This is a genomic window from Corynebacterium sp. Marseille-Q4381 (assembly GCF_036881695.1).
Taxonomy (GTDB): domain Bacteria; phylum Actinomycetota; class Actinomycetes; order Mycobacteriales; family Mycobacteriaceae; genus Corynebacterium.
In genome coordinates this window covers 44,374-67,058 of record NZ_JBAJNR010000004.1, presented here as the reverse complement: position 1 = coordinate 67,058, position 22,685 = coordinate 44,374, and the positions used below count along the sequence as shown (strand labels likewise).

Annotated in this window: 27 protein-coding genes and 1 tRNA gene; 8 read left to right on the top strand and 20 right to left on the bottom strand. The window is 64.7% G+C overall.

The features are described from left to right. Window position 1: 1 nt before the first annotated feature. The 5 genes from phnD to rsmI all read right to left on the bottom strand — a co-directional run bounded on the left by phnD (window position 2) and on the right by rsmI (window position 6,612). A complete protein-coding gene (phnD, locus tag V6D40_RS04510; RefSeq protein WP_334289174.1) occupies window positions 2–1,027 on the bottom strand; it encodes a phosphate/phosphite/phosphonate ABC transporter substrate-binding protein in 1,026 nt (341 codons plus the stop codon). After that, entirely contained in the window at window positions 1,020–1,709 is a 690-nt protein-coding gene (locus V6D40_RS04505; RefSeq protein WP_334289173.1) for an HAD family hydrolase, read from the bottom strand. Before V6D40_RS04505 ends, phnD begins: the two co-directional genes overlap by 8 nt. A gap of 173 nt (window positions 1,710–1,882) precedes the next feature. After that, the gene (metG, locus tag V6D40_RS04500; RefSeq protein WP_442891888.1) at window positions 1,883–3,739 is read right to left on the bottom strand and encodes a methionine--tRNA ligase; all 1,857 of its coding nucleotides are present in this window, start codon (window positions 3,737–3,739) and stop codon (window positions 1,883–1,885) included. A 188-nt stretch (window positions 3,740–3,927) separates the two neighbouring features. Then, the gene (locus V6D40_RS04495; protein ID WP_334289171.1) at window positions 3,928–5,670 is read right to left on the bottom strand and encodes a BCCT family transporter; all 1,743 of its coding nucleotides are present in this window, start codon (window positions 5,668–5,670) and stop codon (window positions 3,928–3,930) included. An 87-nt stretch (window positions 5,671–5,757) separates the two neighbouring features. Continuing rightward, on the bottom strand, window positions 5,758–6,612 hold the full coding sequence (rsmI, locus tag V6D40_RS04490) for a 16S rRNA (cytidine(1402)-2'-O)-methyltransferase (RefSeq protein WP_334289170.1): 855 nt from the start codon (window positions 6,610–6,612) through the stop codon (window positions 5,758–5,760). Window positions 6,613–6,652: 40 nt separating this feature from the next. Between rsmI and V6D40_RS04485 the strand changes: the two genes are divergently transcribed. Continuing rightward, window positions 6,653–8,278 carry a dolichyl-phosphate-mannose--protein mannosyltransferase gene (locus V6D40_RS04485; protein ID WP_442891887.1) on the top strand — a complete coding sequence of 542 codons (1,626 nt, stop codon included), beginning with the start codon at window positions 6,653–6,655 and terminating at the stop codon, window positions 8,276–8,278. On the opposite strand, the gene V6D40_RS04480 is transcribed toward V6D40_RS04485, so the two are convergent. Both V6D40_RS04480 and V6D40_RS04475 read right to left on the bottom strand, forming a co-directional pair. After that, window positions 8,275–8,910 (bottom strand): zf-HC2 domain-containing protein, encoded by a 636-nt coding sequence (locus tag V6D40_RS04480; RefSeq protein WP_334289169.1) that lies wholly within the window; start codon window positions 8,908–8,910, stop codon window positions 8,275–8,277. The two genes, V6D40_RS04485 and V6D40_RS04480, sit on opposite strands and share 4 nt — an antisense overlap. Further along, complete coding sequence (locus tag V6D40_RS04475) at window positions 8,903–9,313, bottom strand: DoxX family protein (RefSeq protein WP_334289168.1); 411 nt, start codon at window positions 9,311–9,313, stop codon at window positions 8,903–8,905. The genes V6D40_RS04480 and V6D40_RS04475 overlap by 8 nt, the downstream gene beginning before the upstream one ends. Before the next feature lie 53 nt (window positions 9,314–9,366). Here V6D40_RS04475 and V6D40_RS04470 point away from each other — a divergent pair, with 53 nt between their 5' ends. Further along, window positions 9,367–9,963, top strand: coding sequence for a DNA-3-methyladenine glycosylase I (locus tag V6D40_RS04470; protein WP_334289167.1), 597 nt, complete (start codon window positions 9,367–9,369; stop codon window positions 9,961–9,963). Here V6D40_RS04470 and V6D40_RS04465 read toward each other — a convergent pair. From V6D40_RS04465 to V6D40_RS04440, 6 genes are all read right to left on the bottom strand, one after another. Then, the gene (locus V6D40_RS04465; RefSeq protein WP_334289166.1) at window positions 9,960–10,589 is read right to left on the bottom strand and encodes a cation transporter; all 630 of its coding nucleotides are present in this window, start codon (window positions 10,587–10,589) and stop codon (window positions 9,960–9,962) included. The two genes, V6D40_RS04470 and V6D40_RS04465, sit on opposite strands and share 4 nt — an antisense overlap. A 43-nt stretch (window positions 10,590–10,632) precedes the next feature. Then, window positions 10,633–10,705 (bottom strand) — tRNA-Ala (locus tag V6D40_RS04460). 77 nt (window positions 10,706–10,782) lie between these two features. Further along, a complete protein-coding gene (gene sepX / locus V6D40_RS04455) occupies window positions 10,783–11,850 on the bottom strand; it encodes a divisome protein SepX/GlpR (RefSeq protein WP_334289165.1) in 1,068 nt (355 codons plus the stop codon). Between the two features lie 94 nt (window positions 11,851–11,944). Continuing rightward, window positions 11,945–12,607, bottom strand: a complete 663-nt coding sequence (locus tag V6D40_RS04450; RefSeq protein WP_334289164.1) for a GNAT family N-acetyltransferase — start codon at window positions 12,605–12,607, stop codon at window positions 11,945–11,947. Further along, window positions 12,607–13,881: a molybdotransferase-like divisome protein Glp gene (gene glp / locus V6D40_RS04445; RefSeq protein WP_334289163.1), complete on the bottom strand. Its 1,275-nt coding sequence runs from the start codon at window positions 13,879–13,881 to the stop codon at window positions 12,607–12,609. The genes V6D40_RS04450 and glp overlap by 1 nt, the downstream gene beginning before the upstream one ends. Window positions 13,882–13,908: 27 nt before the next feature. Continuing rightward, window positions 13,909–14,877, bottom strand: a complete 969-nt coding sequence (locus tag V6D40_RS04440; protein ID WP_334289162.1) for a UTP--glucose-1-phosphate uridylyltransferase — start codon at window positions 14,875–14,877, stop codon at window positions 13,909–13,911. 35 nt (window positions 14,878–14,912) lie between these two features. Here V6D40_RS04440 and V6D40_RS04435 point away from each other — a divergent pair, with 35 nt between their 5' ends. Both V6D40_RS04435 and V6D40_RS04430 read left to right on the top strand, forming a co-directional pair. Continuing rightward, on the top strand, window positions 14,913–15,524 hold the full coding sequence (locus V6D40_RS04435; RefSeq protein WP_334289161.1) for a 5-formyltetrahydrofolate cyclo-ligase: 612 nt from the start codon (window positions 14,913–14,915) through the stop codon (window positions 15,522–15,524). A 16-nt stretch (window positions 15,525–15,540) separates the two neighbouring features. Next, window positions 15,541–16,140: an SAF domain-containing protein gene (locus V6D40_RS04430; protein ID WP_334289160.1), complete on the top strand. Its 600-nt coding sequence runs from the start codon at window positions 15,541–15,543 to the stop codon at window positions 16,138–16,140. A gap of 1 nt (window position 16,141) precedes the next feature. Here V6D40_RS04430 and V6D40_RS04425 read toward each other — a convergent pair whose 3' ends face one another. The 7 genes from V6D40_RS04425 to V6D40_RS04395 all read right to left on the bottom strand — a co-directional run bounded on the left by V6D40_RS04425 (window position 16,142) and on the right by V6D40_RS04395 (window position 21,051). Further along, a complete protein-coding gene (locus V6D40_RS04425; protein WP_334289159.1) occupies window positions 16,142–16,345 on the bottom strand; it encodes a hypothetical protein in 204 nt (67 codons plus the stop codon). A 2-nt stretch (window positions 16,346–16,347) separates the two neighbouring features. Beyond that, window positions 16,348–16,911: a MogA/MoaB family molybdenum cofactor biosynthesis protein gene (locus V6D40_RS04420; protein WP_334289158.1), complete on the bottom strand. Its 564-nt coding sequence runs from the start codon at window positions 16,909–16,911 to the stop codon at window positions 16,348–16,350. Window positions 16,912–16,955: 44 nt separating this feature from the next. Then, entirely contained in the window at window positions 16,956–18,170 is a 1,215-nt protein-coding gene (locus V6D40_RS04415; protein WP_334289157.1) for a S1C family serine protease, read from the bottom strand. A 64-nt stretch (window positions 18,171–18,234) separates the two neighbouring features. Beyond that, on the bottom strand, window positions 18,235–19,626 hold the full coding sequence (locus tag V6D40_RS04410; protein ID WP_334289156.1) for a HAMP domain-containing sensor histidine kinase: 1,392 nt from the start codon (window positions 19,624–19,626) through the stop codon (window positions 18,235–18,237). 98 nt (window positions 19,627–19,724) lie between these two features. Next, complete coding sequence (locus tag V6D40_RS04405; RefSeq protein WP_334289155.1) at window positions 19,725–20,423, bottom strand: response regulator transcription factor; 699 nt, start codon at window positions 20,421–20,423, stop codon at window positions 19,725–19,727. A 150-nt stretch (window positions 20,424–20,573) separates the two neighbouring features. Then, window positions 20,574–20,747: a 50S ribosomal protein L32 gene (gene rpmF / locus V6D40_RS04400; protein WP_334289154.1), complete on the bottom strand. Its 174-nt coding sequence runs from the start codon at window positions 20,745–20,747 to the stop codon at window positions 20,574–20,576. A 31-nt stretch (window positions 20,748–20,778) separates the two neighbouring features. Then, on the bottom strand, window positions 20,779–21,051 hold the full coding sequence (locus V6D40_RS04395; protein ID WP_334289153.1) for a type B 50S ribosomal protein L31: 273 nt from the start codon (window positions 21,049–21,051) through the stop codon (window positions 20,779–20,781). Window positions 21,052–21,285: 234 nt separating this feature from the next. Here V6D40_RS04395 and mscL point away from each other — a divergent pair, with 234 nt between their 5' ends. The 4 genes from mscL (at window position 21,286) to rpsN (ending at window position 22,678) form a co-directional block, all read left to right on the top strand. Further along, on the top strand, window positions 21,286–21,699 hold the full coding sequence (gene mscL / locus V6D40_RS04390) for a large-conductance mechanosensitive channel protein MscL (protein ID WP_334289152.1): 414 nt from the start codon (window positions 21,286–21,288) through the stop codon (window positions 21,697–21,699). A 269-nt stretch (window positions 21,700–21,968) separates the two neighbouring features. After that, complete coding sequence (gene rpmB / locus V6D40_RS04385) at window positions 21,969–22,205, top strand: 50S ribosomal protein L28 (protein ID WP_334289151.1); 237 nt, start codon at window positions 21,969–21,971, stop codon at window positions 22,203–22,205. Beyond that, window positions 22,205–22,369, top strand: coding sequence for a 50S ribosomal protein L33 (gene rpmG / locus V6D40_RS04380; RefSeq protein WP_334289150.1), 165 nt, complete (start codon window positions 22,205–22,207; stop codon window positions 22,367–22,369). Before rpmB ends, rpmG begins: the two co-directional genes overlap by 1 nt. 3 nt (window positions 22,370–22,372) lie before the next feature. Beyond that, window positions 22,373–22,678: a 30S ribosomal protein S14 gene (gene rpsN, locus V6D40_RS04375; RefSeq protein ID WP_334289149.1), complete on the top strand. Its 306-nt coding sequence runs from the start codon at window positions 22,373–22,375 to the stop codon at window positions 22,676–22,678. Window positions 22,679–22,685: the final 7 nt, after the last annotated feature.

Sequence of the window (22,685 nt, the reverse complement as noted above, 5' to 3'; positions counted from 1 at the left end):
GTTAGGACTTGAAACGGGTGTAAATCTCGCCGTAACGCTGGATCTCATCCTCGTTCGTCTCATCCGTCCAATCGGTCAGGCCAACGAGGTCCTGCATAACTTGCTTCGCCTCGTCCGAAGAGTCTGCGTAGTTATCCATCAGGTCGGTGAGCTTGGCCACGAGATCGTCCGGCAGGGTATCGGTAACGACCACGCCGCCGTTCGGAATCATCTCGGTGTACGCAAATGCGACCATGTCGGTCGCGGCCTCCGGAGCCTCTTTGATGATGGATGCACGGGCATCCCAGTAGCCGAAGCCAACTTCGGCATCGCCATTGAGCACCGCGAGCATGGCATTGTTGTTACCCTGCACCGGCACTTGGTCGAGCTTGTCCACGTCCACGCCCTGGTCTTCCATCGTCACGATCGGATACTGGTAGCCAGCTGGGGACGTGACGGCTTGCATCGCAACCTTGGTGCCGGCCTCGATCTTCTCTAGAGCGTTTGTCGCCGCGGGGCCTGTGCCGGTGGCTGTCGATCCAGCCTTCTCAATACCGTTGCAGTACGCGAACTCGGTCTTTGAGGCCTCGTATGTTGCTGTTACCGGGGCCTCGTCGCAGTACTTATCCGGGTTGTTGGTGTAGGCCACGGATGCGTATTTCGTCGCACCGAAACGCACGTCGCGCAGGATGAGCTTGGCGTCGTACTGGTTCATCGCGTTATAGAGCGAGCCAGCGTCGGTGATGGCGACCTGCGCCTGGTCGGCGCCGATCGCTTCAACCGTCGCGGCGTAGTCGTTGGCGACAACCCCGTTTACCTTGATGCCGAGGTTATCGGAGAGGTACGAGGTGAGCGGTTGCAGTGCTTCGGCGAGGTTCTCGCCCTCTGTTGCTGGAACGAGAGAGATCGTGATCTCCTCTGGCCAGTCGTTGGCGTCCGAAGCGTTTGACATCCCAGTGGAGTCGGAGCCGGAATCGGAGGAGCAACCGGTTACAGAAAGTGCAGTGGCTGTGAGGATTGCGCCGAGCGCGAGAACGGGTTTACGCATGATGATGAGTGCCTTTCGCGGTAGGTCGGGGTTCTCTTTGAGCCCAGCTAACAAGCGCGTCATGAAGGTCCGTCAGCGAAGCGCCTCGCATCGTCACATCCGCGCCACTCGTGACGGCAGTGGCACCGACCAACGCTGTGTCCGCACCCAGGTCCAACGCTGGTTGGAGATCATTGGCCACGATATCCCCCACCGCCATCACCGGTCCGGTTGCCAGTGCATCCCTGATGATCGGGTACAACCCCTCCGGCTTGCCCGCGTTGACGTGAAGATGATCAATGAAATCACCCACTCCCCACGTATCAAAGACACGTTCCACCCCGGTAGCGGGAGCGTTGGTCGCAACGTGGATGGTGGCGTGCTCACTGAGTGTGCGAAGCAGCTCAGCGAGACCAGCGGGCGCGTTGACGGGCGCCTCGGCAGTCCCAAGCATTTCTCGGCTTGCTAGGTAGGCCTTGCTCATCGTCCCCGAAGGAACCCCGTCTCGAGCCGCGAGCTCCGCAACGACCTGGTAGCCGTCGAGGTAGTCGGAGTGGCCTGATTCGAAACTGCTCAGCGCTTCCTCAACTCGGGCTACAAAACCCACACGAGCCACGCTCGCCAGCTCACGAGCATATGCCACGACGGGCCCATGCCCGATGGCGAGCGTGCCATCGAAGTCGAAAATGATGCTGCGCGTCACGTTCACGGTCCCCTTGGATTATGGACGATGCGTTCATCGTAGATCCCGAAGATGAACACACCGTCCACTCAAAGTGAATTTTGCGTGACGTTTCGCGCGCATGTGAAACCCCCACTCCCCAATCGGGGCGTCTCACGAGTGCGAGGCCCGCGGTGGGGGTGTAGGGGTAGTAATTACTGCACTGGGGCCCACTCCGGCCCGGTCTCGCCGAGCTCCGGTTCGAGCTTGGCAATCAGCGGCTGGGGCTTGGAAAGCTCCGTGCCCGGCACAACGTCGACGCGCGCCCACGCCGCCTGCTCCTGCGAGTAGTCGCCGGTGATCGTGAGGTAGGTCTGCCCCTTCTCCGGCAGGCCCACGCCGATAAGGTCGTACTCGGCGTCGTCGGTTACTTCCTCCACCCGCGGCTGCGCCGCCCAGGTGCCGGTGCGGCCGAGCGTCTCGTGCACCCGCTGCGCTGTGGTGGGCAGGAACGGGGTAAGCATCGCGTTGCAGTCGGAGACGACCTGCAGCGCAGTCCACAGCACAGTAGCGAGGCGCTCTCGCTGGGCGTCGTCCTTCGCCAGCTTCCACGGCTCCATTTCCGCGATGTAGGCGTTGGCTTCGCCGACGACGTGCATAACCTTGGTCACAGCCGCCTTGAAGTGTGCGCGGGTCAAATCCTGGCCTGCTGAAGCGAACGTGTCCTCGGCTAAGGCCAGGATCTTCTCGTCCGCCTCCTGCAGCGGCCCCGGCACCGGCACCTGGCCGAAGTTCTTGTGCGCCATAGATACGGTGCGGTTGACCAGGTTGCCCCAGCCGTTAGCCAGCTCGTTGTTCACGCGGCGGACAAATTCGTCCCAGGTGAAGTCGGTGTCGTTGTTTTCCGGGCCGGCCACCGCGATGAAGTAGCGCAGCGGGTCAGGACCGAACTCGGCGAGGAAGTCCTTGACGTAGATCACGACGCCCTTCGACGACGAGAACTTCGAGCCGCTCATGGTGAGAAACTCTGACGAGACAACCTCCGTCGGAAGGTTCAGCTCACCGAGCGCGTGCTCGGAGCCGCCCTTCGAGCCCTTGCCGGCGTAGCCGAGCAACTCTGCGGGCCAGATCTGGGAGTGGAACGTGATGTTGTCCTTACCCATGAAGTAGTACCCCTCGGTAGCCGGGTCCTGCCAGAACTGCTTCCACGCCTCCGGGTTGCCGCTTCGCTGCGCCCACTCGATGGAGGCAGACAGGTAGCCGACCACTGCGTCGAACCAGACGTAGAGTTTCTTCGACGGGTTGTCCTCCCATCCCTCCACGGGAACCGGGATACCCCAGTCGATGTCGCGGGTCATAGCGCGCGGGCGCATGTCTTCGAGCAGGTTGAGGGAGAACTTCAACACGTTCGGACGCCAGTCCTGGCGGCCCTTCAGCCACTCCTCGAGGGCGTCGTGCAGCGCCGGCAGGTCCAGCAGGAAGTGCTCCGTCTCGATGAACTCCGGCGTCTCGCCGTTGATCTTGGACACCGGGTTGATCAGGTCGGCCGGGTCGAGCTGGTTGCCGCATGTGTCGCACTGATCACCACGGGCGTCGGTGGCGCCGCAGATCGGGCACGTTCCCTCGATGTAGCGGTCCGGCAGGGTGCGCCCCGTCGACGGCGAGATCGCGCCCTGCGTCGTCTCCTTAATCATGTACCCGTTCGCGTACAGGCCCTTAAACAGCTCCTGGACCACTGCGTAGTGGTTGCGCGTCGTGGTGCGGGTGAACAAGTCGTACGACAGGCCGAGACCAGCAAGGTCGTTAACGATCTGCTTGTTGTAGCGGTCAGCGAGCTCTTTCACGCTGACACCTTCTTTATCGGCCTGCACCAAAAGCGGGGTGCCGTGCTCGTCGGTGCCGGAGACCATCAACACGTTCTTGCCCGTCATGCGCTGGTAGCGGGCGAAGACGTCGGAGGGGACGCCGAAGCCGGCGACGTGCCCGATGTGGCGCGGGCCGTTCGCGTACGGCCACGCCACGCACACAAGAACATTCTGGTTGGTCTCGGGAGAAGTCATGGTCTCAAGCATAATGAACGGCCCCCGGTTTCCTTACCGGAGGCCGTATGGGCGGGCAGTGCCGCCGCGGTTACGCGCTGCGCCTGGGCCCGAGTTGTAGTTCTACTGTTGTAGGTCTCCACCCCCACCTGGAGTTTTTGCGCTGAACTACGACAGTAGACCTACAACTCCAGCCGAACGGGCAGAGCTGCGCTGCGTCGCTATTGACGCCCGCGGGGTTTGAGCATCTGCTTCACCTGGCGTTTGCGGTTGTCGAATTGGACCTGGTCGCGGTGGGCGCGGCGCTCAATGGCCAGCTGGCGGGCGAAACGCTCCTGCTCCTTCTGCGCGAGGTAGAGGGAGTCGTTGGAAACGTCGCGGACGATGGCGAACATCAGCGCCACCAAAATGATGAGGAACGGCGACGCCGCGACGATGGTGACACTTTGCAGCGCGTTCAAGGAGTCGGCGCCGCCTACCGTGAGCATGGTCAGACCGACCGCGGCGGTGGCGATACCCCAGATAGCGGCGAGCCACGGCTTCGCCTCGGTCTGGCCGTTCTGGGACAAGGACGCCATCACGGTCGAGGCGGAGTCAGCGGAGGTGATGAAGAAGGTGCCCAGCAAAATCACGGCGAAGATGCCTATGAAGTAGCCGCCCGGCAGCATGTGCAGCAGGTTGAACAGCTGCTCCTCGGAGCTGCCGCTGCCGTAGATGGATTCGCCGCTCTGCTCGAACTTGATCGCGGTGCCGCCGAAGATGGCGAACCAGATGGTGGACAGAAGCGACGGGACGAGCAGGACAGTGAGGCAGAATTCCCGGATCGTGCGGCCGCGGGAGATGCGCGCCAGGAAGGTGCCCACAAACGGCGACCAGGACGCCCACCACGCCCAGTAGAAGATGGTCCAGCCGGAGAGGAACTCGCCGGCTTCGCCGTCGGCGCTCTCGGCGGTGCGGGCGGCCATTTCGAAGAACTGCGAGAAGTAGTTGCCGATCGAGGTTGGCAGCATGTTCAGCGCGCTCACCGTCGGGCCGAGCACGAACACGAAGATCGCGATCAGGGCTGCGATGACCATGTTGAAGTTGGACAGCCACTGGATGCCCTTACCCACGCCCGACATTGCGGACAGCAGAAACGCCAGGGTGAGTACCGCGACGATGCCGATGATCAGTTTGTCGGAGGGGTTGTCCACGAACCCGGAGGCCTCGAGGCCGGAAGAGATCTGGATGGCGCCGATGCCGAGCGAGCAAGCGGTGCCGAAGATGGTGGCGAAGATGGCGAAGCCGTCGATAAGCTTGCCCAACCAACCGTCAGCCCGCTCTTGGCCGATCAGTGGGACGAACGCGGACGAAAGCAGCTGCTTGCGGCCGAGGCGGAACGTGGAGTACGCGATGGCCAGGCCCACGATGGCGTAGAGCGCCCACGGGTGCAGCGTCCAGTGGAACATGGTCTGGGCCATGGCGGTGCCCACTTCGTGCGGCTCGTGGCCGGGCACGCCGTCGCGGTACATCGCGAGCGGCTCCGAGGCGCCGAAGAACATCAGGCCAATGCCCATGCCGGCGGCGAACATCATCGCGATCCAGGACGAGGTGCGGAATTCCGGCTGCTCGTCGTTGCCGCCGAGGCGGATGGAACCGAACTTGGAAAACGCGACGACGAAGATGAAGACGACGAACGCGGTACCGAACAAGACGAACGCCCAGCCAAAGTCGTTCATGACCCAGGTGAACGCGTTGTCGGCGAAGTCGATGAATTTCTCGGGGGCGATCAGCGCCCAGGCAACAATAGCCGCGACGAGTGCGGCGATGGTGGCGACAATGCCCCACGAAACAGGCGCGTTGGTCTGCTCCGACTGCATCTCCACCTGGTCCTCAGGCGCGGTGATGGTGCCCAGCTCGCCGCGCTCCTCCGCGGCGATGAGCGACGCAAGCTCGCTAGCCGCTGAGGTGTCTTGGTCTGACATGAGTTCTCCTCGAAACCTTAGGGGACGATCAATTGCCCCCGCAGGCTACCTGAAAGGCGCCCATGTCTCGAACTGGAGGAATCTGTGTTAACGCTGGCGGGCGCTCAACGTGGCGTCGTAAAGCGCCGAGCCCTTCACGCCGTTTTCCTTGGCCACAGCCCGCGCCGCGTCCTTCATCCGCTCGCCGGCGTCCACCCTCCGCAGCACCTCGTCGACGAGATCTTCCGGCTCGGGCGCCTCGGGCGCGCCGCCCTCGATGACCACGGTGATCTCGCCGCGCAGACCCTCCGACGCCCAGTCGGCGAGCTCGCCCAGTGTGGCGCGCTTGACCTCTTCGTAGGTCTTGGTCAGCTCGCGGCACACCGCGGCGCGGCGGCCGGGACCTATGATGCGCGCGGCGCCCGCTAGCGTGGCCGCGATGCGGTGGGGCGACTCGAAGAAACACACCGCCCGCTTCTCCCCTACCAGCGATTCCAGCCACGCATCCCGCGCGCCGGGCTTGCGGGGAGCGAAGCCGTCGAAGATGAAGTGGCCGACGTTTAAGCCCGACAGGGCGAGCGCCGTCGTGACCGCGGACGGGCCCGGGATGCAGGTGACTTCCACACCGGCGTCGTGCGCGGCGGCGACCAGGGCGAGACCCGGGTCGGAAACTATTGGCATGCCGGCGTCGGTGACCACGAGGACCACGCCGGCGCGGGCGGCGTCGATCAGCTCGCCCGAGCGGGAGTCCTCGTTGTGGTCGAAGTTGGAGACGATCCGGCCACGCGGGGTCACGCCGAGCGCGGCAGCGAGCGCCTTGGCCCGGCGGGTGTCCTCGGCGGCGATGACGTCCGCCCGCTCGAGCGCGTCGCGCAGGCGCTGCGATGCGTCGCCGATGTTGCCCAGCGGCGTCGCCGCCAGCACCACGCCGCGGGCGGGGAGCTCGGTTACGGGGTCGACCATAAACCCCAACCATACGCGCAGGCAGCTAATATCCTTCCTCGTGAGTACAGTCGTTGCGAATACGCCCGCGCAAGGCCCCACCCCGGATCCGGCCGGCGCGGTGGAGGTCACCCGCCCCAAGCGCCCGGCGCCAGGTGCGCCGGTGACGGTGCCGTGGTCGCGCCGCGACACGATATCCGCAGCGGTGATCGGCGTGTTGGCGCTACTGACCCGTTTCATCGGCGTGACGCTGCCCACCAGTTCAGGCACCCCGGTCTTCGACGAGAAACACTACGTGCCGCAAGGCTGGGACATGGTGCGCTCCTCGTTCAACCCGGTGCTCGGCGGCATCGAGTCGAACCCGGGCTACGGCCTGGTGGTGCACCCACCGCTGGGCAAGCAGCTGCTGGCCGCGGGCGAGGCGCTGTTCGGCTACACCCCGTTGGGCTGGCGCGTGATGACTGCGCTGTTCGGTTCAGCCGTCATCGTCTTCACGTTCCTCCTGGCCCGCCGCGTGAGCCAGTCAACCACCATCGGCGTCCTCGCCGGCACCATCGCGCTGTTCGACGGTGTGCTTCTCGTCGCGGCCAAGTTCGGCATGCTCGACATCTTCCAAGTTCTGTTTATCGTCGCCGCCGCCTGGACGCTGGCGGGAGACATGCGCCAGACGCACCAGCGCTGGCACGACGCGTGGGCATCTGGTGAGCTCCAATCTGCCGGCCCCCGCGGCCCGCGCACTGGTTTCCGCTGGTGGCGTTTCGCCACAGGCGTGCTGCTCGGACTCGCCCTGTCCGTGAAGTGGTCGGGCCTGTACTACATCGCGTTCTTCGGCCTGCTCGGCTCGTTCTGGGACCTGTGGCTGCGCAAGCGCTACGGCGTGGAGAAACCCCTCGCCGGCGCGCTGTCGAAGGACGTCCCGCCCGCGCTCGCGACGATCGTGCTGCTACCGGCGCTGCTCTACCTGTGGTCGTGGCGCGCCTGGTTTGCTTCGGAAACCTCTGTGTACAGGCATTCGCTTGCCGACGGCACCATCGCCTCCTCCGACTGGCCCTGGCTTGCAAACCTGCCGTCTTCCATCGCCGGGTGGCTCTACTACCACTTCTCCGTGCTCGAGTTCCACGGCTCGCTGACATCGTCCTCCGGGCACTCACACCCGTGGGATTCCAAGCCGTGGGCGTGGCTGGTCTCCGCTCGGCCGATCCTCTACTACTCCGCCACCGACATCGAGTGCGGCAACGGCGGCACGTGCCGCGAGATGATCTACCTCTTCGGCACCCCAGCTATCTGGTGGCTGACGGTGCCGGTGCTGCTGTGGGCGCTGTGGGTGTGGGTGACGCGCCGCGACTACCGCGTGATGGTGCCGCTTATCGCTTTCGCCGCCGGCTTCCTGCCGTGGCTGGCCGCCTTCGACCGCCAGATGTACTTCTTCTACGCCACCGCACTTGTGCCGTTCACTGCGGTGCTCATCGCACTTGCCTTAGGCAACATTGCCGGCAAGGGTGAGCCGGTGCGCTGGCCCTGGGTGGGCAAGATCGCCGGCGCCCAGCTGCGCACCGGGCAGCTGGCCGTCATCGTCTACGTCGCCTTGGTGGCCGCGAGCTTCATCTACTGGTCGCCGATCTTCTACGGCTACATGGTGCCGGAGGACTATTTCCAGTCGCTCATGTGGCTACCGAGCTGGCGCTAACTCGGATTCGCGCTGAGGTACGACCAGGCGCGGCGCACTTCGATCCCGCGGTCAGCGACCCACGTCCACACCAGCGCGAGCGCGGTGATCAACGGCACCACAACAACGCCCGGCCCCAGCTCGCCCGCGCCCAGAACCGCGTCGCGCACCGCAAAGCCGGCGGTGAACGTGAACATGGTGCCCACGATCAAAAGCACGCCGGGGACCTGCGCCGGCCGCCAGGCGCACAGCGCCAGCGAGGTCGCGACGCCGAAGCGTACGGCGGCATCTGTCACACCGCCAGCCCCGGCCGCGCCCCCGGCCACCGATTGCACCGCCCACGCGGCCCACGTTAGCGCCATGACCACAAGTGCCACGCGCCCGATTGTCAGCGTGACAATGCGGCGCTGCGCCATCTTCCGCCACGGGTCGTCCACGCCGGCGAGGATGACGTCGGAGAGATCCGGCGGGGTGAGTTGACCATCCCCGTCCGCTACATGGAGCTGGCGGCCCAAAGCGAGCGCCTGGGAGAAGTACTCGCGGCAGGGCTCGCATTGGGCGAGGTGGGCGTCCACAACTGCGTCGTCAAGCAGGGGTTGCTCTCCGTCGATCCGTGCGGACAGCGCGTCGCGGACCTCCTCGTGGCTAAGCATCGCGGGTGAGCACCCCGTCCAAGCTGGCGCGGCCGGTACCGAACACCACGATCATGAACAACGACGCGGCGAGCACCAATGGGTACTCCACCCCGCCGTTTTCCGCGAAGAACCCGTTCGGCAGGTGTACGAAGTAGCCCGCGAACAGCATCATCACCGCGAGGATGGCGGCAGTGATCGTGGTGAGTAGCCCGATGATGAGGAAGACGCCGCCGATCAGCTCAACGGTGCCCACAAGGTAGGCGCTAAACTTCGGCTGCGGAACCCCTGCGGCTGCAAGTTCCCGCGCCGAGGCGCGCATGCCGGTGCCAAACCAGCGCTCGTACCCACGAGCGACGAACACTACGCCGAGCACGCAGCGCAAAAGCAGCAGGGCGAAATCACGCACAGCGGGCCGGTTCATGCGAACAACACTACTCATGGAACCTGGCCGTAACGAACGGAGTCTAAAGGGGCATGACGAATCCTAAACTCGAACCGATTGTCGGCGACGACGGCCGCGCTCGCCCGCCGTGGGCCGCGGCCGATGCGCTGCTCATGCGCTACTACGACACCGAGTGGGGCATGCCGGTGCGCGACGAGGCGGGCATGTTCGAGCGCCTGTGCCTCGAAGGGTTCCAGGTCGGCTTGTCGTGGCGGCTCATCCTGACCAAGCGCGAGGCCCTGCGCGAAGCGTTTTTCGGCTTCGACCCGGTAAAAGTTGCAGAGATGGAGGTGGGGCACCTGCTTGACGACGCCACCCTGATCCGCAACCGCCGCAAACTCGAAGCCTGCGTGACCAACGCCAAGGCCACCCTTGCGCTCCGCGGCGAGGGCACAAACCTCGCCGACTTCATTTGGTCCTACCAGCCGGACACGAACCCGCAGCCGCGAACCATGGACGAGGTGCCCACCCGCTCCCCTGAATCGGAGCAGCTGGCCAAGGACTTGAAGTCCCGCGGCTTCACCCTCGTGGGGCCAGTGACCATGTACGCGCTGATGGAGTCTGTCGGCATCGTGGACACGAACCTGATCGGCACGTGGCGCCGCGGCGCCTCGGGCGTGTGGGGCTAGTCCTCCTCCATCTCGGCGAAGGCCTCCTCCACCGACGCGTGCTCCTCGCGGGAGGCCTCCCACACCTCCTTGGCGGCGCTCAGGTTAATCGCGGCGATGATCGCACCGACGACAATGTCGAACCACGCTGTGGGCCACACGAAGGTCAACAGACCCGCGACGATGATCAGCACGTTGGCCACCGCGTCGTTGCGCGCGGCGAGCCACGCGCCGGTGGTGAGGCTGGATCCGGCCTCGCGCAACCGCATGAGGATCACCGCGCAGGCGACGTTGACCGCGAGCGCGCCGACCGCAACCAAGGTCAGCCCCTCCGGCGACGGCGGCACCGGGTTCATCACCTTCGCCACCACGGTGGCGATCGCCGCGATCGCCGGAATCAGGATCAGCGCGGCGAGCACGCCGCCGACGCGCTGGCGGCGCTTTGCGGGCCAGGCGACCGCGAAGAACACCAGCAGGTTAATCGCGGTGTCTTCCAAAAAATCCGCCGAGTCGGCGAACAGCGACGCCGAGCCGATAGCAACAGCGGCAGCGAACTCGACGAAGAAGTAAGCGAAATTCAAAAGCGCGACGATAAGGACGGCGCGGCGGATTCTCTCTGTGGTAACGGGGATCCTTCCGGTAGACACGGCAAAACCCGCAGGATGTTGCCAACCTGCGGGTTGTGTTGCGTGGAGCTAAGGGGAATCGAACCCCTGACCTTTGCATTGCGAACGCAACGCTCTACCAACTGAGCTATAGCCCCTTCGATGCGCTAGACGTTACTCCGCGCATCCCGCATTGCTAAATCGCCGGTGTGAGCTGGGAGAACAGACGGGGCGGTTAGCTGGCGCGGTCGTAGTCGTCGTACTCGTCACCGCCGCGGTATGGGCCGCCGTGGACCGGTTCAGGTTGGCGGTAACGCGGCAGATGGTCGAAGTCCGGGTGCTCGTCGTCGATGTCCAGAATTACCGCGCCGGCGCGGACGCGGTCTGTGTGTTTCATGCCCGGGTGGTGCTCGGAGTCGACACCCAAGCGGGCGCGGCGCAGCTGGCGCATGCGGCGCTGGCGAAGCGCGCGTTCCTGTTTGACCACCTTGTTCAGCGCAACCAAGAACCAAGCGGTAAGACCGATCGCGACCGCTGGGAGCAGCCACGCCCAGCCGCCGGCGACTACGGCCGCCACAAGCGTCACCACGTCGGCGATCAGAAGGCCCAAGAAGGTGCGCTGGCGCCGCTTATAACGGTCTGCGCGGGTGCGCTCGTCGCGGCGCGGGTCGTAGCCTCCGCGGCCTCGGCGAGCTTCGGCGAACGCCAGATCCTCGTCGTCGAGGTCGGTAGCCTCCTCCGCGACGGGGTCTTCGGCAGGTTCGACTGCGGGCCCTAATTCCTCAGCCGGCGCCGCTTCCTCGGCGCCGGTTTCAGGCTCGTATCCGAAGTCGCTCGCATCCAGGTAGGTTTCGGCAGCCTCGTAGCGCTCCTGCGCGTCTGCTTCCTGCGTGCTCGATGCAGCCGCTGCGCGGGCGCGAAGGACGGAGTACGCGGTGGAGCCGCCGGTGGGCGCGGGCTCTTCGGCCGGCGCCTCCGGCTCCTCCGGTTCGGGTTCGGCGTCGATGATGACGGGGCTGGGGAGGTTCGGGGTGTCGTCGACAAGCACCTGCTCCTCCTCGGCAACTTCGACCACCTCGTACTCCTCGCCCTCAGGCGCGTCGTAGCGGTGGACATCGGCGGCCGTCAGCTTCGGGCGCCGGCGAGCGGCAACCGCGGTGGTGCCGCCTTGGTGCAGCACGCGGGTCTCCTCGTAACCGTCGCCGGAGCGGCGGATCGGCTTGTTGTTGCCGAACACCAGTGGTGCCAGCACAATCACCCACACGACAATGATCAGCAAAATGATCAGGCTCGGGCTGCCCATTGGGACGTGTCACCTTTCGTCGCAGACTTGTATCTGCGCTTACGCTATCGGGGCAAGACGCCCGCACCGCGCCGGCGCGCCGGTTAGCTAGAGCTCAAATTCGAATCCTGCCTGCCTCAGCCAGGCGCTGCACCGCAGTGGTGGGGTAATCGTCAGCGTTGATCGCCACAAAGTGGTGGTCGCGCCACTGCCCGTCGATGTGGAGGTTGCGGCGCATGTAGCCCTCCTCGCGGAAACCGCAGTGGGCGAGCACCTTGCCAGACGCCGGGTTGTACGGCAGGTAGGTCGCCGTCACCCGGTTCATGCCGATGCGCCCGAAGGCGTGGTCGGTGCCGAGCGCGCAGGCTGCCGTAGCCACCCCGCGGCCCATGAACGGCGAATGCACCCAGTACCCGATCCAGCACTCCCCCACCGCGCCGTGCTGAATGTTGCCGAGTGTGACCTGGCCGGCAAACTCGCCGTTTACCTCGATGACGAGCGGGACGACGACGCCGTTTGCGGCGAGGCGCTTGAGGTTCAGCCACGTGGTGCGCCATGCGGCGTACGAATGGGCCTGCGTCCACGTGCCGTGTGTGGTGGGTTCGACGGGGCGCAGCCACGCCTCATCAACAATCCGGGTCTGCATCCAGCTGTCCCCGTCGCTGGATTTGAGCGGGCGGAGGTGGACAGTGGAACCGTCAGCAAGCTGCACTGCACGGGTCTGTTCCGGCCAACCCGGGGTGGGCGCGCGCAGCGCCGCGGCGAGACGGTCGAGCATTAGCCGCGCTGCTGGAGAAACTCGACGTCCACGATCTCGCCTGGGCGAACACGGGTGATGCCTTCTGGCAGACGGATCATGGCGTTCGCCTCAGCGAAACCGGCTAGCAGGTGCGCGGCCGCACCGCCGACGGATCCAAGTGACTCCACCAAGTAATCGCCCGTGGTGGCGTCGCGCATCAGGCGCGCGCGAATGTAGCCGCGGCGGCCGCCGATGGACTCTATCGGCTTCAGCGACCGCGCACGCACAGTGCGGCGCTCGGTGGTCTGCCTCCCCAGGGACTTGCGAATCGCCGGGCGGACCAGCGTTTCCGCGACGACAAGCGCCGAGACAGGGTTCGACGGCAGAAGGAATGCGGGGATGCGCTCGTCGCCGATAAGCCCGAAACCCTGCACCGAGCCCGGGTGCATTGCTACGCGGGTCGTGTCCACCTCGCCGATCTCGCGCAGCACGCTAAGCAGCGCATCGGCGCCGGAGCCGCCGACCGCTCCGATGATGACCACCATCTCGCTGCGCGCGACCGCGTTGGCAACCGTTTCGCGCAGGCGGCGCGGTTCTGCGTTGATGATGCCCACGCGGGTCACGTCAGCGCCGGCTTCCCCGCAAGCTGCTGCGACGGCGTACGACGCCACGTCGTACACCTGGCCGAGGCCCGGATCGCGGTCCACGTCGACCAGCTCGAGGCCGTACGCCATCACCGTCACACGCGGGCGCGGGTAGACGAGCACCTTGTCGCGGCCGGCGGCGGCGATCAGGCCGATTTGCGCGGGTCCGAGCACAGTCCCTTGGCGCACCGCAATGTCGCCCGGTTGAATGTCGGAGCCGGTGCGGCGGACGAAATCGCCGGTGTGCACAGGACGCCGAGGCGTGACCCGCTTCTGGCCGCGGTCGGACCACTCCAGCGGCAGCACCGCATCCGCCAGCGTGGGCAGCGGCGCGCCCGTTGCAACGCGAACAGCCTGCTTAGGTTGCAGGCGCAGCGGCTTCTGCGACCCGGCGGCCACCTCACCGACCACGGGCAGCGCGATTGCGCCGCCAGCGGGAGCATCGCTACTACCTGCGGCGGCACTGGAGATCGCCACCGCCCCGCCAACGTCGACGCTACGCACGGCGTAGCCGTCGACCGCAGCTTGGTTGAACCCTGGCAGCGGTTCCGAGGCGGCGATCTCCTCGGCGCACATCAGCCCGAGCGCGTCCGTGAGGCTGAGCCGAATTGGCTCCGGGGTGACGGCAGCATCAACCACCATCGCCAACTGCTCATCAACGCTGCGCATCGGTCTGCCCCTTCTCGCCCTGCCGGGTTAGTGCCCGGTGTTGTCGACGACTTCGGGGTGCTCCGCCTCGAAATCGGCCAGAATCTGCTTAATCGCGGTGTACAGCGCAGGCCCGTACTTCTCATCCCGCAACCCGAAATCGACATTCGCCGGGATATAGCCCCCAGGATTACCCAAATCGTGGCGCTTACCGTCATGCACCACAACATGCACCGGATGACCTTCCTGAATCATCAACTCAATCGCATCCGTGAGCTGCAACTCCCCACCCTTGCCCGGCTCAATCCGGCGCAACGCGTCAAACACCGCACGATCAAGCAGGTAGCGCCCCGTCGCCACCAGCGTCGACGGCGCCTCCTCCTTCGCCGGCTTCTCCACCATCCCCCGAACCCGCTTCACCTCAACACCATCAACCCCCGCGTCCGCATCCTCAACATCGAACACGCCGTAGTTGAACACCTCGTCCTCAGTGACGTTAAACGCGCACAGCACACTGCCGCCGAACTGCTCGCGCACCCGAACCATCTTCTCCATCACCCCAAACGGCAACACCAGATCATCCGGCAACATCACCGCCACCACATCTTCCTCAGCATCCAACGCCGCCTCAGCACACCCCACCGCATGCCCAAGCCCAAGCGGCGCATCCTGGGTCACCGCAACCGCATCAATCAACCCGAACGCGCGACTGACCTTCTTAGCCTGCTCATCCTTGCCCCGGGACAAAAGACGCTCACGCAGAGTGGCGAACTCCCCAAAGTGCGCCATAATCTCCTGCTTCTGCGGAGCCACCACAATCGCCAACCGCGCAGCCCCAAGAGCCGCGGCCTCCTCAGCGATCAACTCAATACCCGGGGTGTCAACAACCGGCAAAAGCTCTTTCGGCACTGTCTTCGTCGCCGGCAAAAACCGCGTCCCCATACCAGCCGCCGGAACAACAACAGTGCGCACTGCGCCGGTCGAGGGCTGTTGAGCTTGATCGATAGACTCTTGCATAAGACATGAGCTTACAGCGATGAAAGGCCTATTCCGTGACCGACCCCGCCGCCGAACTGCTGCAAGAAAAACAGCGGATGCGCGAAGACCACACCGCCGCGCGCAGGCAGCTGCGCGGCGACACTGAAAGGAAAGCTCGCCTAGACCAGGCAATCGTGGCCCACACCGTTGACTGCATGCGCCACTTCGAGGCAACCGGGGGCGCGATCGCCGCCTACTCTCCCCTGCCCAGCGAACCAGGCACGGCGGATTTCCCTGCGCAGCTTGCCGCTTACGCCGCGCGCGTCTGGCTGCCGATCTCGCTGGCACAGGGGCGCCTCGCCTGGTCGATGTACCAAGAGGGCGCGAGCACGCCCGGCGCGCTGGGGATCACCGAGCCTGTAGGCGAGCGCCATGATTCCGCCGTTTTGCGCGAATGCGCCTTGGTGGTTGTCCCGGCGCTCGCTGTCGACCGGTCCGGCATGCGCCTTGGCAAAGGTGCAGGCTACTACGACCGTGCGCTTGCTGGTCTTCACGTCCCGGTCGCGGCGGTGGTGTTTGACCACGAGGTTGCGGAAAAGGTGCCGCACGGCCAGCTCGACGCACCCGTTGACGCGGTGATCACGCCGTCCGGCTTTTTCATTGTGGAGGGAACCGCCGCGCGGTAGCACGCGTCCAATACCTATGGACGCGATATCGAAGTTCCAAGCCTTCACCCATCCCGGTCACCGCCGCGCCACCTTGATTCGCCGGATTGTCGCTGCGGGCTGTGTTGTGGTTGCGGCGTTGAGCTTTCTTGTCGACGTCCGCAAAACCGACCCCTTAACCACCACCTTCGCCCGCGAGGTTGCCGCGGGAACGCTGGTCACTGCCGACGACGTGACCACGGCCAGGCTTCCAGCCGCCGCGATTCCCGACAACGCGATCGACGACCCAGCGCTCGTGGTCGGGCACATTCTTGCGGCCGGGGCTTCGCGGGGAGAGGTGGTGACCACGACCCGCCTCGTCGGACCGGATTTAGTTGCGCAGCTCGTGGATGGCGAAGCGCCGGGGGAGCCGTTCACCATGGTGCCACTGCCCTTGGCCGAGCCAGACATTCTGCCGATGCTGCACCACGGCGCCAGAGTCGATGTCGTGGGCCAAGGGCCGAGAGTGATTGCTTCCGGCGGCAAGATCGTAACCGTCGGCGATCAAGGGACCGTCCTAGTGCTGTTGCGCGAATCCGAAGCCGCGGCTGTGGCTGCGGCTTCGCTCGCCGATCCGCTGACCGTGGTCCTGAAGTAACCTAGTTCCCGCCGTGGTGCGGCGGGCGCTCCGCTTCATAGAACTCGATGCCGGCAAGCTGCTCGTCGGCGTCCTCGTCTATTTGCACCGCCCGGTCCGCGTCGGCGCCGGCCTCTGCAGTCACCGGCGCATCGGCGGTGCGGTCGTAGTCGGCGTCCGAAACTCGCCGGACGCGGCGCCGTACCCGGCGCTGCTGGTCTGCCATATCTAGTCCACAGAGTGCTCGTTGAGCTCACCGATAAGGTGGTGCACCAGCGGCCCGATCGTGGCCAGCCCGTCGCGGATCGCCTGGCGGCTCGGTGCGAGGTTGACCACCACGGTCTGCCCGGAGACGCCGCAAATACCACGGGAGGTGCAGGCGTCGACCGCTCCGCACGCCTGCCCGGAGGAGCGCAGCGCCTGCGCCACACCGGGCACCATCTTGTCGATCACGCCGCGGGTCGCCTCCGGCGCCTTATCCCGCGCGCCGACGCCCGTGCCGCCGATGGTGAGCACCAGGTCGACGCCGCCCACGACACCAGTCTCGATCGCCTTGCGAATCTCGGACTTTTTCGACTTCGCCCGCACCACCGCGTCGACCTGGAAACCGATCTCGGTGAGCAGCTCCGTGACCATTTTGTGCGTGTCGTCGCCGGGATCGCCGAAGCGGCGGTCACCGATCAGGACGACGAGCGCGCACGGCGTACCCGGTTTACCGTTTTCGAGCTCTGCGGCCTGCAGAAACTCGTCGTCCGGTTCCATGTACTCGAGCGCGTCGTGCGTTGCTGCCATTGGGGTCCTCTATTCGGGCCGGGAGATCGTTTTCCTGTGGGACTTTACTCGGAACTGAGCGTGACATCTACCGATCGAGACCTACCGTCCGCGCCCTCAACCTCCAGCGTCACCGTCTCCCCGAAGTCTCGGGAACGGGTAGCGGCAATGAGCCCATCCGCCGAGTCGATCAGCCGGTCGTTGAGGCGCACGATGGACTCCCCCGGCGCAAGTTCGGCCGCTTCAGCAGGGCTGCCCGGCTCCACTTGCGCGATCACTGCCCCGTGCATGCCGCTGCGGTAAACATCGACTTGGACACCCAGCATCGGCTGGGAAGCTTCGCCTTTGTCGATGAGCTGGCGAGCTACTCGCTGCGCGAAGTTGGAGGGGATGGCGAAGCCGAGCCCGATTGATCCGGAGGACTGGCCCGACAGCCCGCCTGTGGACAGCGACGCGATCACCGAGTTCATGCCGACAAGGCGACCGTTCATATCCACCAGCGGACCGCCCGAGTTTCCCGGATTGATAGCTGCGTCGGTCTGGATACCGTCCATAAGCGAGCTCTCTCCCCCACCCTGACCTGCGCGGACCGGGCGGTTGAGTGCGGAGACGATACCTGTGGTCACGGTAGCGGACAGGCCGAGCGGAGAGCCGACGGCGACCACCTGCTGCCCGACCTTTAGGTTGTCGGAGTTTCCAAACTCGAGCACCGGCAGACCTTCGATGCCCTCGATCTTGATCACACCGACATCGGTGTTGACGTCGGAAGCGACAAACGCGGCGGGGTACTGCGAGCCGTCGTTGAGCGTGACAGTCAGGCGCGCGGCACCGCTTGCCGCCGACTCGATCACGTGGTGGTTGGTGAGCACGTACCCGTCCGAGGAAATGATCGAACCCGACCCCTCCGCCGACCCGCGCGCACTTTCGACTTCAATAGACACCACCGCGGGCAGCACCGCAGCGGCGACGCGCTCCACCGACCCCTCAGGCGCATCCTGGACATCTTCCTCAGCGGGTTTTTCAAGCGCTTCACGGACCTCGTACTGGCTCGACGCCGCGGTGTTGACCGTCCCCGCAAGGTAACCGGTCGCGCCGCCCACGATTAGCGAGGTCACCACAGACGCCGCGATGGCGGGCAGGACACGCGCCCGTTTCGGTGCAGGCGACAGCGCCGGTTGATAGAACTGCGGTTGCCCAAACTGCTGCTGCTGCTGCTCAAAATGGGGGTCGGACGGGCCAACCGGGCCCTGCTGCCCCTGCGGAGGAAAGGGATTGCTCATTCGCGTCATTGTTCCCTCTCCCGCTGTGCCTGGTCTTAACCCCCGTCCCCACGACACATAAGGTTTACTGAGTGTTTACTGTGGGGGTTGAGCTGGAGTAATCCCCTGGAGGCCACCCGGGCAACGCGATGCGGAACCGGGCGCCGCCGTCGTCGGAATCCTCCACCACAACGGTTGCCTCGTGGCGCGCGAGAGCCTGCTTCGTAATTGCCAGGCCGAGCCCCGAGCCGGGGGTCGACCTCGTCTCGGTCGCGCGGTAGAAGCGTTCGAACACTTTCTCCCGCTCCGATGCTGGAATGCCGGGCCCGGAGTCGTCGACAAGCAGCACCGCTTGCTTGCCACCTGCGCGCAGCGTGATGCGGACCGTACCCTCGACCGGCGACCACTTCACCGCGTTGTCGACGACGTTGATCAGCGCCCGGCCCATCGCCGCGCGATCTCCTTGCATCGACCAAGGCTGAGTCCGCACGCTGAACTGAACGTCCGTGCGCCGCCGCTGCGCCCGCTCCAGCGATTCGTGCAGCACTTCGTCGAGTCTGAACTCCTCGCTCACCGTTCCCGGGGCCTCTTCGCGAGCCAGGTCGACCAGATCAGTGATGAGCGCCGACATTTCCTCCATTTGCGCGAGCACGTCGCGCTCCAAGTCAGCGCGGTCCTCGGCCGAAATGCCTTTCCCGGCGCCCGCCGAGGTCGCCATCATCAGCAACTCGATATTGGTGCGCATAGACGTCAGCGGCGTCTTCAGCTCGTGGCCCGCATCCGCCACGAGCTGGGCTTGGCGGGTGCGCGACTCCTGCAGCGTCGTCATCATCTGATTGAACGAATCACTGACCTGCGAGTAAATGTCATCGCCGTCGACAGGCAATAGGTTCAGCTCGCCGGTGCGGGTCACGTCGTCAGTAGCCCGCTGCAAGCGGCGCAGGGGGCGCAGCCCCGCGGCCACTACGGCACCGCCCACGGCCCACGCCAACAGCGCGCCGATGCCAACGATGATCAACAGCGCTGCTCCGAGACTGCCGGAGATGCGCCCGTAGGGGTCGATCGTCTGTGAAAGCGCGACTGCGTTTTCTGCGGGCCCGACGTAGACAATGATCCGCTCGCCGCCGAGGGTCCGAGTCGAAAGCTTCCCGCCGTCGATCTGGTCTCGGAACTGCCCGCCGACCGGTACCGGGTCGCCGAAGAACGCGTTCGTGCCGGAAGGCGACACCGCCACACGCGTGAACGGGTTGTGCGATTTGAATAAGGCGAGGCGCTCGCGCATCACGAGCTCGTCGTCTTCGTCTGGTTCGATGTAGACGTCCTGTACTTCCGCGAGCAGGGTTTGAGCTTCCACCACCAGCTCGCTGTCCAGCACATTTGTCAGCGCCGAGCGGAACGCCCAGTAACCCGCCATGCCTGAGACCAAGATGGTCACCGCCACCATAGCCGTGGTCAGCAACCCGAGATGCTGACGCAAAGAAAGCCCCCATCCGAAGAATGGGGACGTGCGCGCCTCCACCTCTCCGTCCCCTGCACCGCGAGTGCGGGGAAGGCTGTCGGCGGACTGCCGGAGAATCACGGAGCGTTCTCCCGTAAGACGTACCCAACCCCGCGGACCGTGTGAATCAACCGGTCTTCGCCGTTAGCCTCGGTTTTCCGGCGCAGGTAGCCGATGTAGACCTCGAGCGCGTTACCGGACGTTGGAAAGTCGTAGCCCCACACCTCTTCGAGAATTTGTTGCCTGGTCAGCACCCGGCGGGCGTTCTGCATGAGCAGCAGCAGCAACGCGAACTCGGTTCGGGTCAACGTGATAGGACGCGATGCGCGGTACACGTCGCGCGTTTCCGTGTTTATGGTGAGGTCCTGGAACACGAGCGTGGCGCGCTCGAGCGAATCGTTACCGCCGCTCAAATCTCGGGTGCGGCGCAGCAGCGAGCGAACCCGCGCGAGCAGCTCCTCGAGCGCAAACGGTTTGGGCAGATAATCGTCGGCGCCAGCGTCGAGGCCGGCGACGCGGTCCGCAACATCGTCGCGTGCCGTCAGCATCAACACCGGCGTGTGATCGCCTTCCTCGCGCAGGATGCGGCAGACGGCGAGCCCGTCGAGTTTCGGCATGAGGACGTCGAGAATGACCAGATCCGGTCGGTGCTGGCGAATGAACGCCAAAGCTTGCTCCCCGTCTTCGGCCAGCAAGACATCGTAACCGTTGAAACGCAGCGACCGGCGCAGAGACTCGCGAACGGCCTGCTCGTCGTCCACAACCAAAATTTTCATAGGCAAGATCTTAACGGAATATTGGTATCTCGTAGATTTGATTAGCCAATTTAGTTACCGCGGCACCAAAAAAGTCCCGGGCCTGTTCGGGCCCGGAACTTCAGTCGCGTCACAAGCTGCGCGCATAACGCAGCGCCGGTTAGCGGTGATCTAGAACTGCTCGACGTCGATGAGGCCTGCCTGAGCTGCCTTCACCAGGCGGCGCGGGATGCGCACTTCCTGGCCGTCGATCTTCACGGACACCAGGTCCGGGTTGTCAGCCTTCCACTGCGAACGGCGCATGCGGGTGTTCGCGCGGGACATCTTGAACTTGGGGGTTGCCATATCTCTTCCTCCTTAAAGTGCTGTCTCTGGGTTACTCTGCGGACTTCTTCTTGCGGCGAGCCATGCCACCGAAGCGCTGGTTGAACTTCTCAACGCGGCCAGCGGTATCCATGAGACGCTGTGCGCCGGTCCAGAACGGGTGCGACTCTGCGGTCACATCGACAACGACGAGCGGGTACTCGTTGCCGTCTTCCCACTGCTCGGAGCGGTCAGAGGTCAAGGTGGAACGCGTCAGGAACTTGTGGCCCGTGTTCGCGTCCTGGAAAATCACCGGGTGGTAATCCGGGTGAATATCGTTCTTCATAGTGGAATTCGTCTCCCTCAGGATTGAACTTCAGGTCGGTTCCAGCCACGTCGCGGCGTGGCTGGATCGTGCCTGAGTTGGGTGCGAAAATACGTTTTCATCCAGCTGGTGCCGGACAACCTGCAACATCCTACCGGCCGCGCCCCTGTCGTCATAATCGCACGAAGCGAAACATCTGTTATATTCCCGTACCGTCATCCAAACACTTGAAAATTCATATTCGGAAGGGAAATCATGCTCCAGGGCTTCAAAGACTTCATTATGCGCGGCAACGTCATCGACCTCGCAGTCGGTGTCGTGATCGGCGCGGCCTTCACCGCGGTCGTCACTGCGTTCTCGGACAACATCATCAATCCGCTCATCGCTTCCCTCGGCGGCGCAGACATCCCCGGCTTCGGCGTGCGCATCGTGCCGGGCAACGAAGCGACCTTCGTCAACTTCGGTGCACTGCTCACCGCCGTGATCAACTTCCTGCTGATCGCCGCCGTGGTCTACTTCTTCATCGTCGCGCCGATGAACAAGCTGGACGAGGCGCAGAAGCGCCGCAAGGGCATCGACCCGGAGGCCGAGGACCCGACCGAGCAGGAGCTGCTCAGCGAGATTCGCGACCTGCTGGCGGCGCAGAACGGCCAGCCGAAGCAGCTCTAAACAGCGCAGGTTCGCCGCCCAACGCAGGGCCCTATCCCCCAGGAAGAAGGCGGGATAGGGCCATTTGCTTATCGACGCCACGCAGACTGCCATAAATTAGGAGATACAGGTGCGGACGTGTATGGTTAGCTCTCGCTGTTGTCGAAGTACACGTTTACGCCTGCGCCAACCGATTGCACTGCACCGCCCGCGGACCCTCACACCGCTTGTTCCCGGTGCTTTACTTTTGACAATCTTTGCGTGGGCGGCAGAAGTAAAGGAAGTCAACCATGTCGGCACATTGCCAGGTTACGGGCCGCAAGCCGTCTTTCGGCAAGACGGTCTCGCACTCGCACCGCCGCCACTCGCGCCGTTGGAACCCCAACGTGCAGAAGCGGAAGTTTTACCTGCCCTCTGAGGGCCGCACCATCACCCTGAACGTTTCGGCGAAGGGTTTGAAGATCATCGACCGCGACGGCATCGAGTCCGTCGTGGCACAGATCCGCGCGCGAGGTGAGAAGATCTAATGGCACGTAACGATATCCGTCCCATCATCAAGCTGAAGTCCACTGCGGGCACCGGTTTTACCTACGTCACCCGCAAGAACAAGCGCAACAACCCGGATCGCATCACGCTGAAGAAGTACGACCCGATTGTTCGCAAGCACGTCGAATTCCGCGAGGAGCGATAATCCATGGCTAAAAAGTCCAAGATTGCGAAGAACGAGCAGCGCAAGGAGACCGTCGCTCGCTACGCGGAACGCCGTAACGAGCTGAAGGCGATCATCAAGAACCCGGAAACCTCCGACGAGGATCGTCTGGAGGCCCAGTTCGAGCTCAACCGCCAGCCGCGCGACGCCTCCCCGGTTCGCGTGCGCAACCGCGACTCGCGTGACGGCCGCCCCCGCGGCTACCTCCGCAAGTTCGGTGTTTCCCGTGTCCGTATGCGCGAGATGGCTCACCGCGGTGAGCTGCCTGGCGTCCGTAAGTCTTCGTGGTAAGGAGGCA

What these genes read in the sequence shown, in the direction of transcription:
- phnD (WP_334289174.1), bottom strand. Translation starts at nt 1,027, where the DNA reads ATGCGTAAACCCGTTCTCGCGCTCGGCGCAATCCTCACAGCCACTGCA.
- metG (WP_442891888.1), bottom strand. Translation starts at nt 3,739, where the DNA reads ATGCTTGAGACCATGACTTCTCCCGAGACCAACCAGAATGTTCTTGTG.
- V6D40_RS04495 (WP_334289171.1), bottom strand. Translation starts at nt 5,670, where the DNA reads ATGTCAGACCAAGACACCTCAGCGGCTAGCGAGCTTGCGTCGCTCATC.
- rsmI (WP_334289170.1), bottom strand. Translation starts at nt 6,612, where the DNA reads ATGGTCGACCCCGTAACCGAGCTCCCCGCCCGCGGCGTGGTGCTGGCG.
- V6D40_RS04480 (WP_334289169.1), bottom strand. Translation starts at nt 8,910, where the DNA reads ATGCTTAGCCACGAGGAGGTCCGCGACGCGCTGTCCGCACGGATCGAC.
- V6D40_RS04475 (WP_334289168.1), bottom strand. Translation starts at nt 9,313, where the DNA reads ATGAACCGGCCCGCTGTGCGTGATTTCGCCCTGCTGCTTTTGCGCTGC.
- V6D40_RS04470 (WP_334289167.1), top strand. Translation starts at nt 9,367, where the DNA reads ATGACGAATCCTAAACTCGAACCGATTGTCGGCGACGACGGCCGCGCT.
- sepX (WP_334289165.1), bottom strand. Translation starts at nt 11,850, where the DNA reads ATGGGCAGCCCGAGCCTGATCATTTTGCTGATCATTGTCGTGTGGGTG.
- V6D40_RS04450 (WP_334289164.1), bottom strand. Translation starts at nt 12,607, where the DNA reads ATGCTCGACCGTCTCGCCGCGGCGCTGCGCGCGCCCACCCCGGGTTGG.
- glp (WP_334289163.1), bottom strand. Translation starts at nt 13,881, where the DNA reads ATGCGCAGCGTTGATGAGCAGTTGGCGATGGTGGTTGATGCTGCCGTC.
- V6D40_RS04440 (WP_334289162.1), bottom strand. Translation starts at nt 14,877, where the DNA reads ATGCAAGAGTCTATCGATCAAGCTCAACAGCCCTCGACCGGCGCAGTG.
- V6D40_RS04430 (WP_334289160.1), top strand. Translation starts at nt 15,541, where the DNA reads ATGGACGCGATATCGAAGTTCCAAGCCTTCACCCATCCCGGTCACCGC.
- V6D40_RS04425 (WP_334289159.1), bottom strand. Translation starts at nt 16,345, where the DNA reads ATGGCAGACCAGCAGCGCCGGGTACGGCGCCGCGTCCGGCGAGTTTCG.
- V6D40_RS04420 (WP_334289158.1), bottom strand. Translation starts at nt 16,911, where the DNA reads ATGGCAGCAACGCACGACGCGCTCGAGTACATGGAACCGGACGACGAG.
- V6D40_RS04415 (WP_334289157.1), bottom strand. Translation starts at nt 18,170, where the DNA reads ATGAGCAATCCCTTTCCTCCGCAGGGGCAGCAGGGCCCGGTTGGCCCG.
- V6D40_RS04405 (WP_334289155.1), bottom strand. Translation starts at nt 20,423, where the DNA reads ATGAAAATTTTGGTTGTGGACGACGAGCAGGCCGTTCGCGAGTCTCTG.
- rpmF (WP_334289154.1), bottom strand. Translation starts at nt 20,747, where the DNA reads ATGGCAACCCCCAAGTTCAAGATGTCCCGCGCGAACACCCGCATGCGC.
- V6D40_RS04395 (WP_334289153.1), bottom strand. Translation starts at nt 21,051, where the DNA reads ATGAAGAACGATATTCACCCGGATTACCACCCGGTGATTTTCCAGGAC.
- mscL (WP_334289152.1), top strand. Translation starts at nt 21,286, where the DNA reads ATGCTCCAGGGCTTCAAAGACTTCATTATGCGCGGCAACGTCATCGAC.
- rpmB (WP_334289151.1), top strand. Translation starts at nt 21,969, where the DNA reads ATGTCGGCACATTGCCAGGTTACGGGCCGCAAGCCGTCTTTCGGCAAG.
- rpmG (WP_334289150.1), top strand. Translation starts at nt 22,205, where the DNA reads ATGGCACGTAACGATATCCGTCCCATCATCAAGCTGAAGTCCACTGCG.
- rpsN (WP_334289149.1), top strand. Translation starts at nt 22,373, where the DNA reads ATGGCTAAAAAGTCCAAGATTGCGAAGAACGAGCAGCGCAAGGAGACC.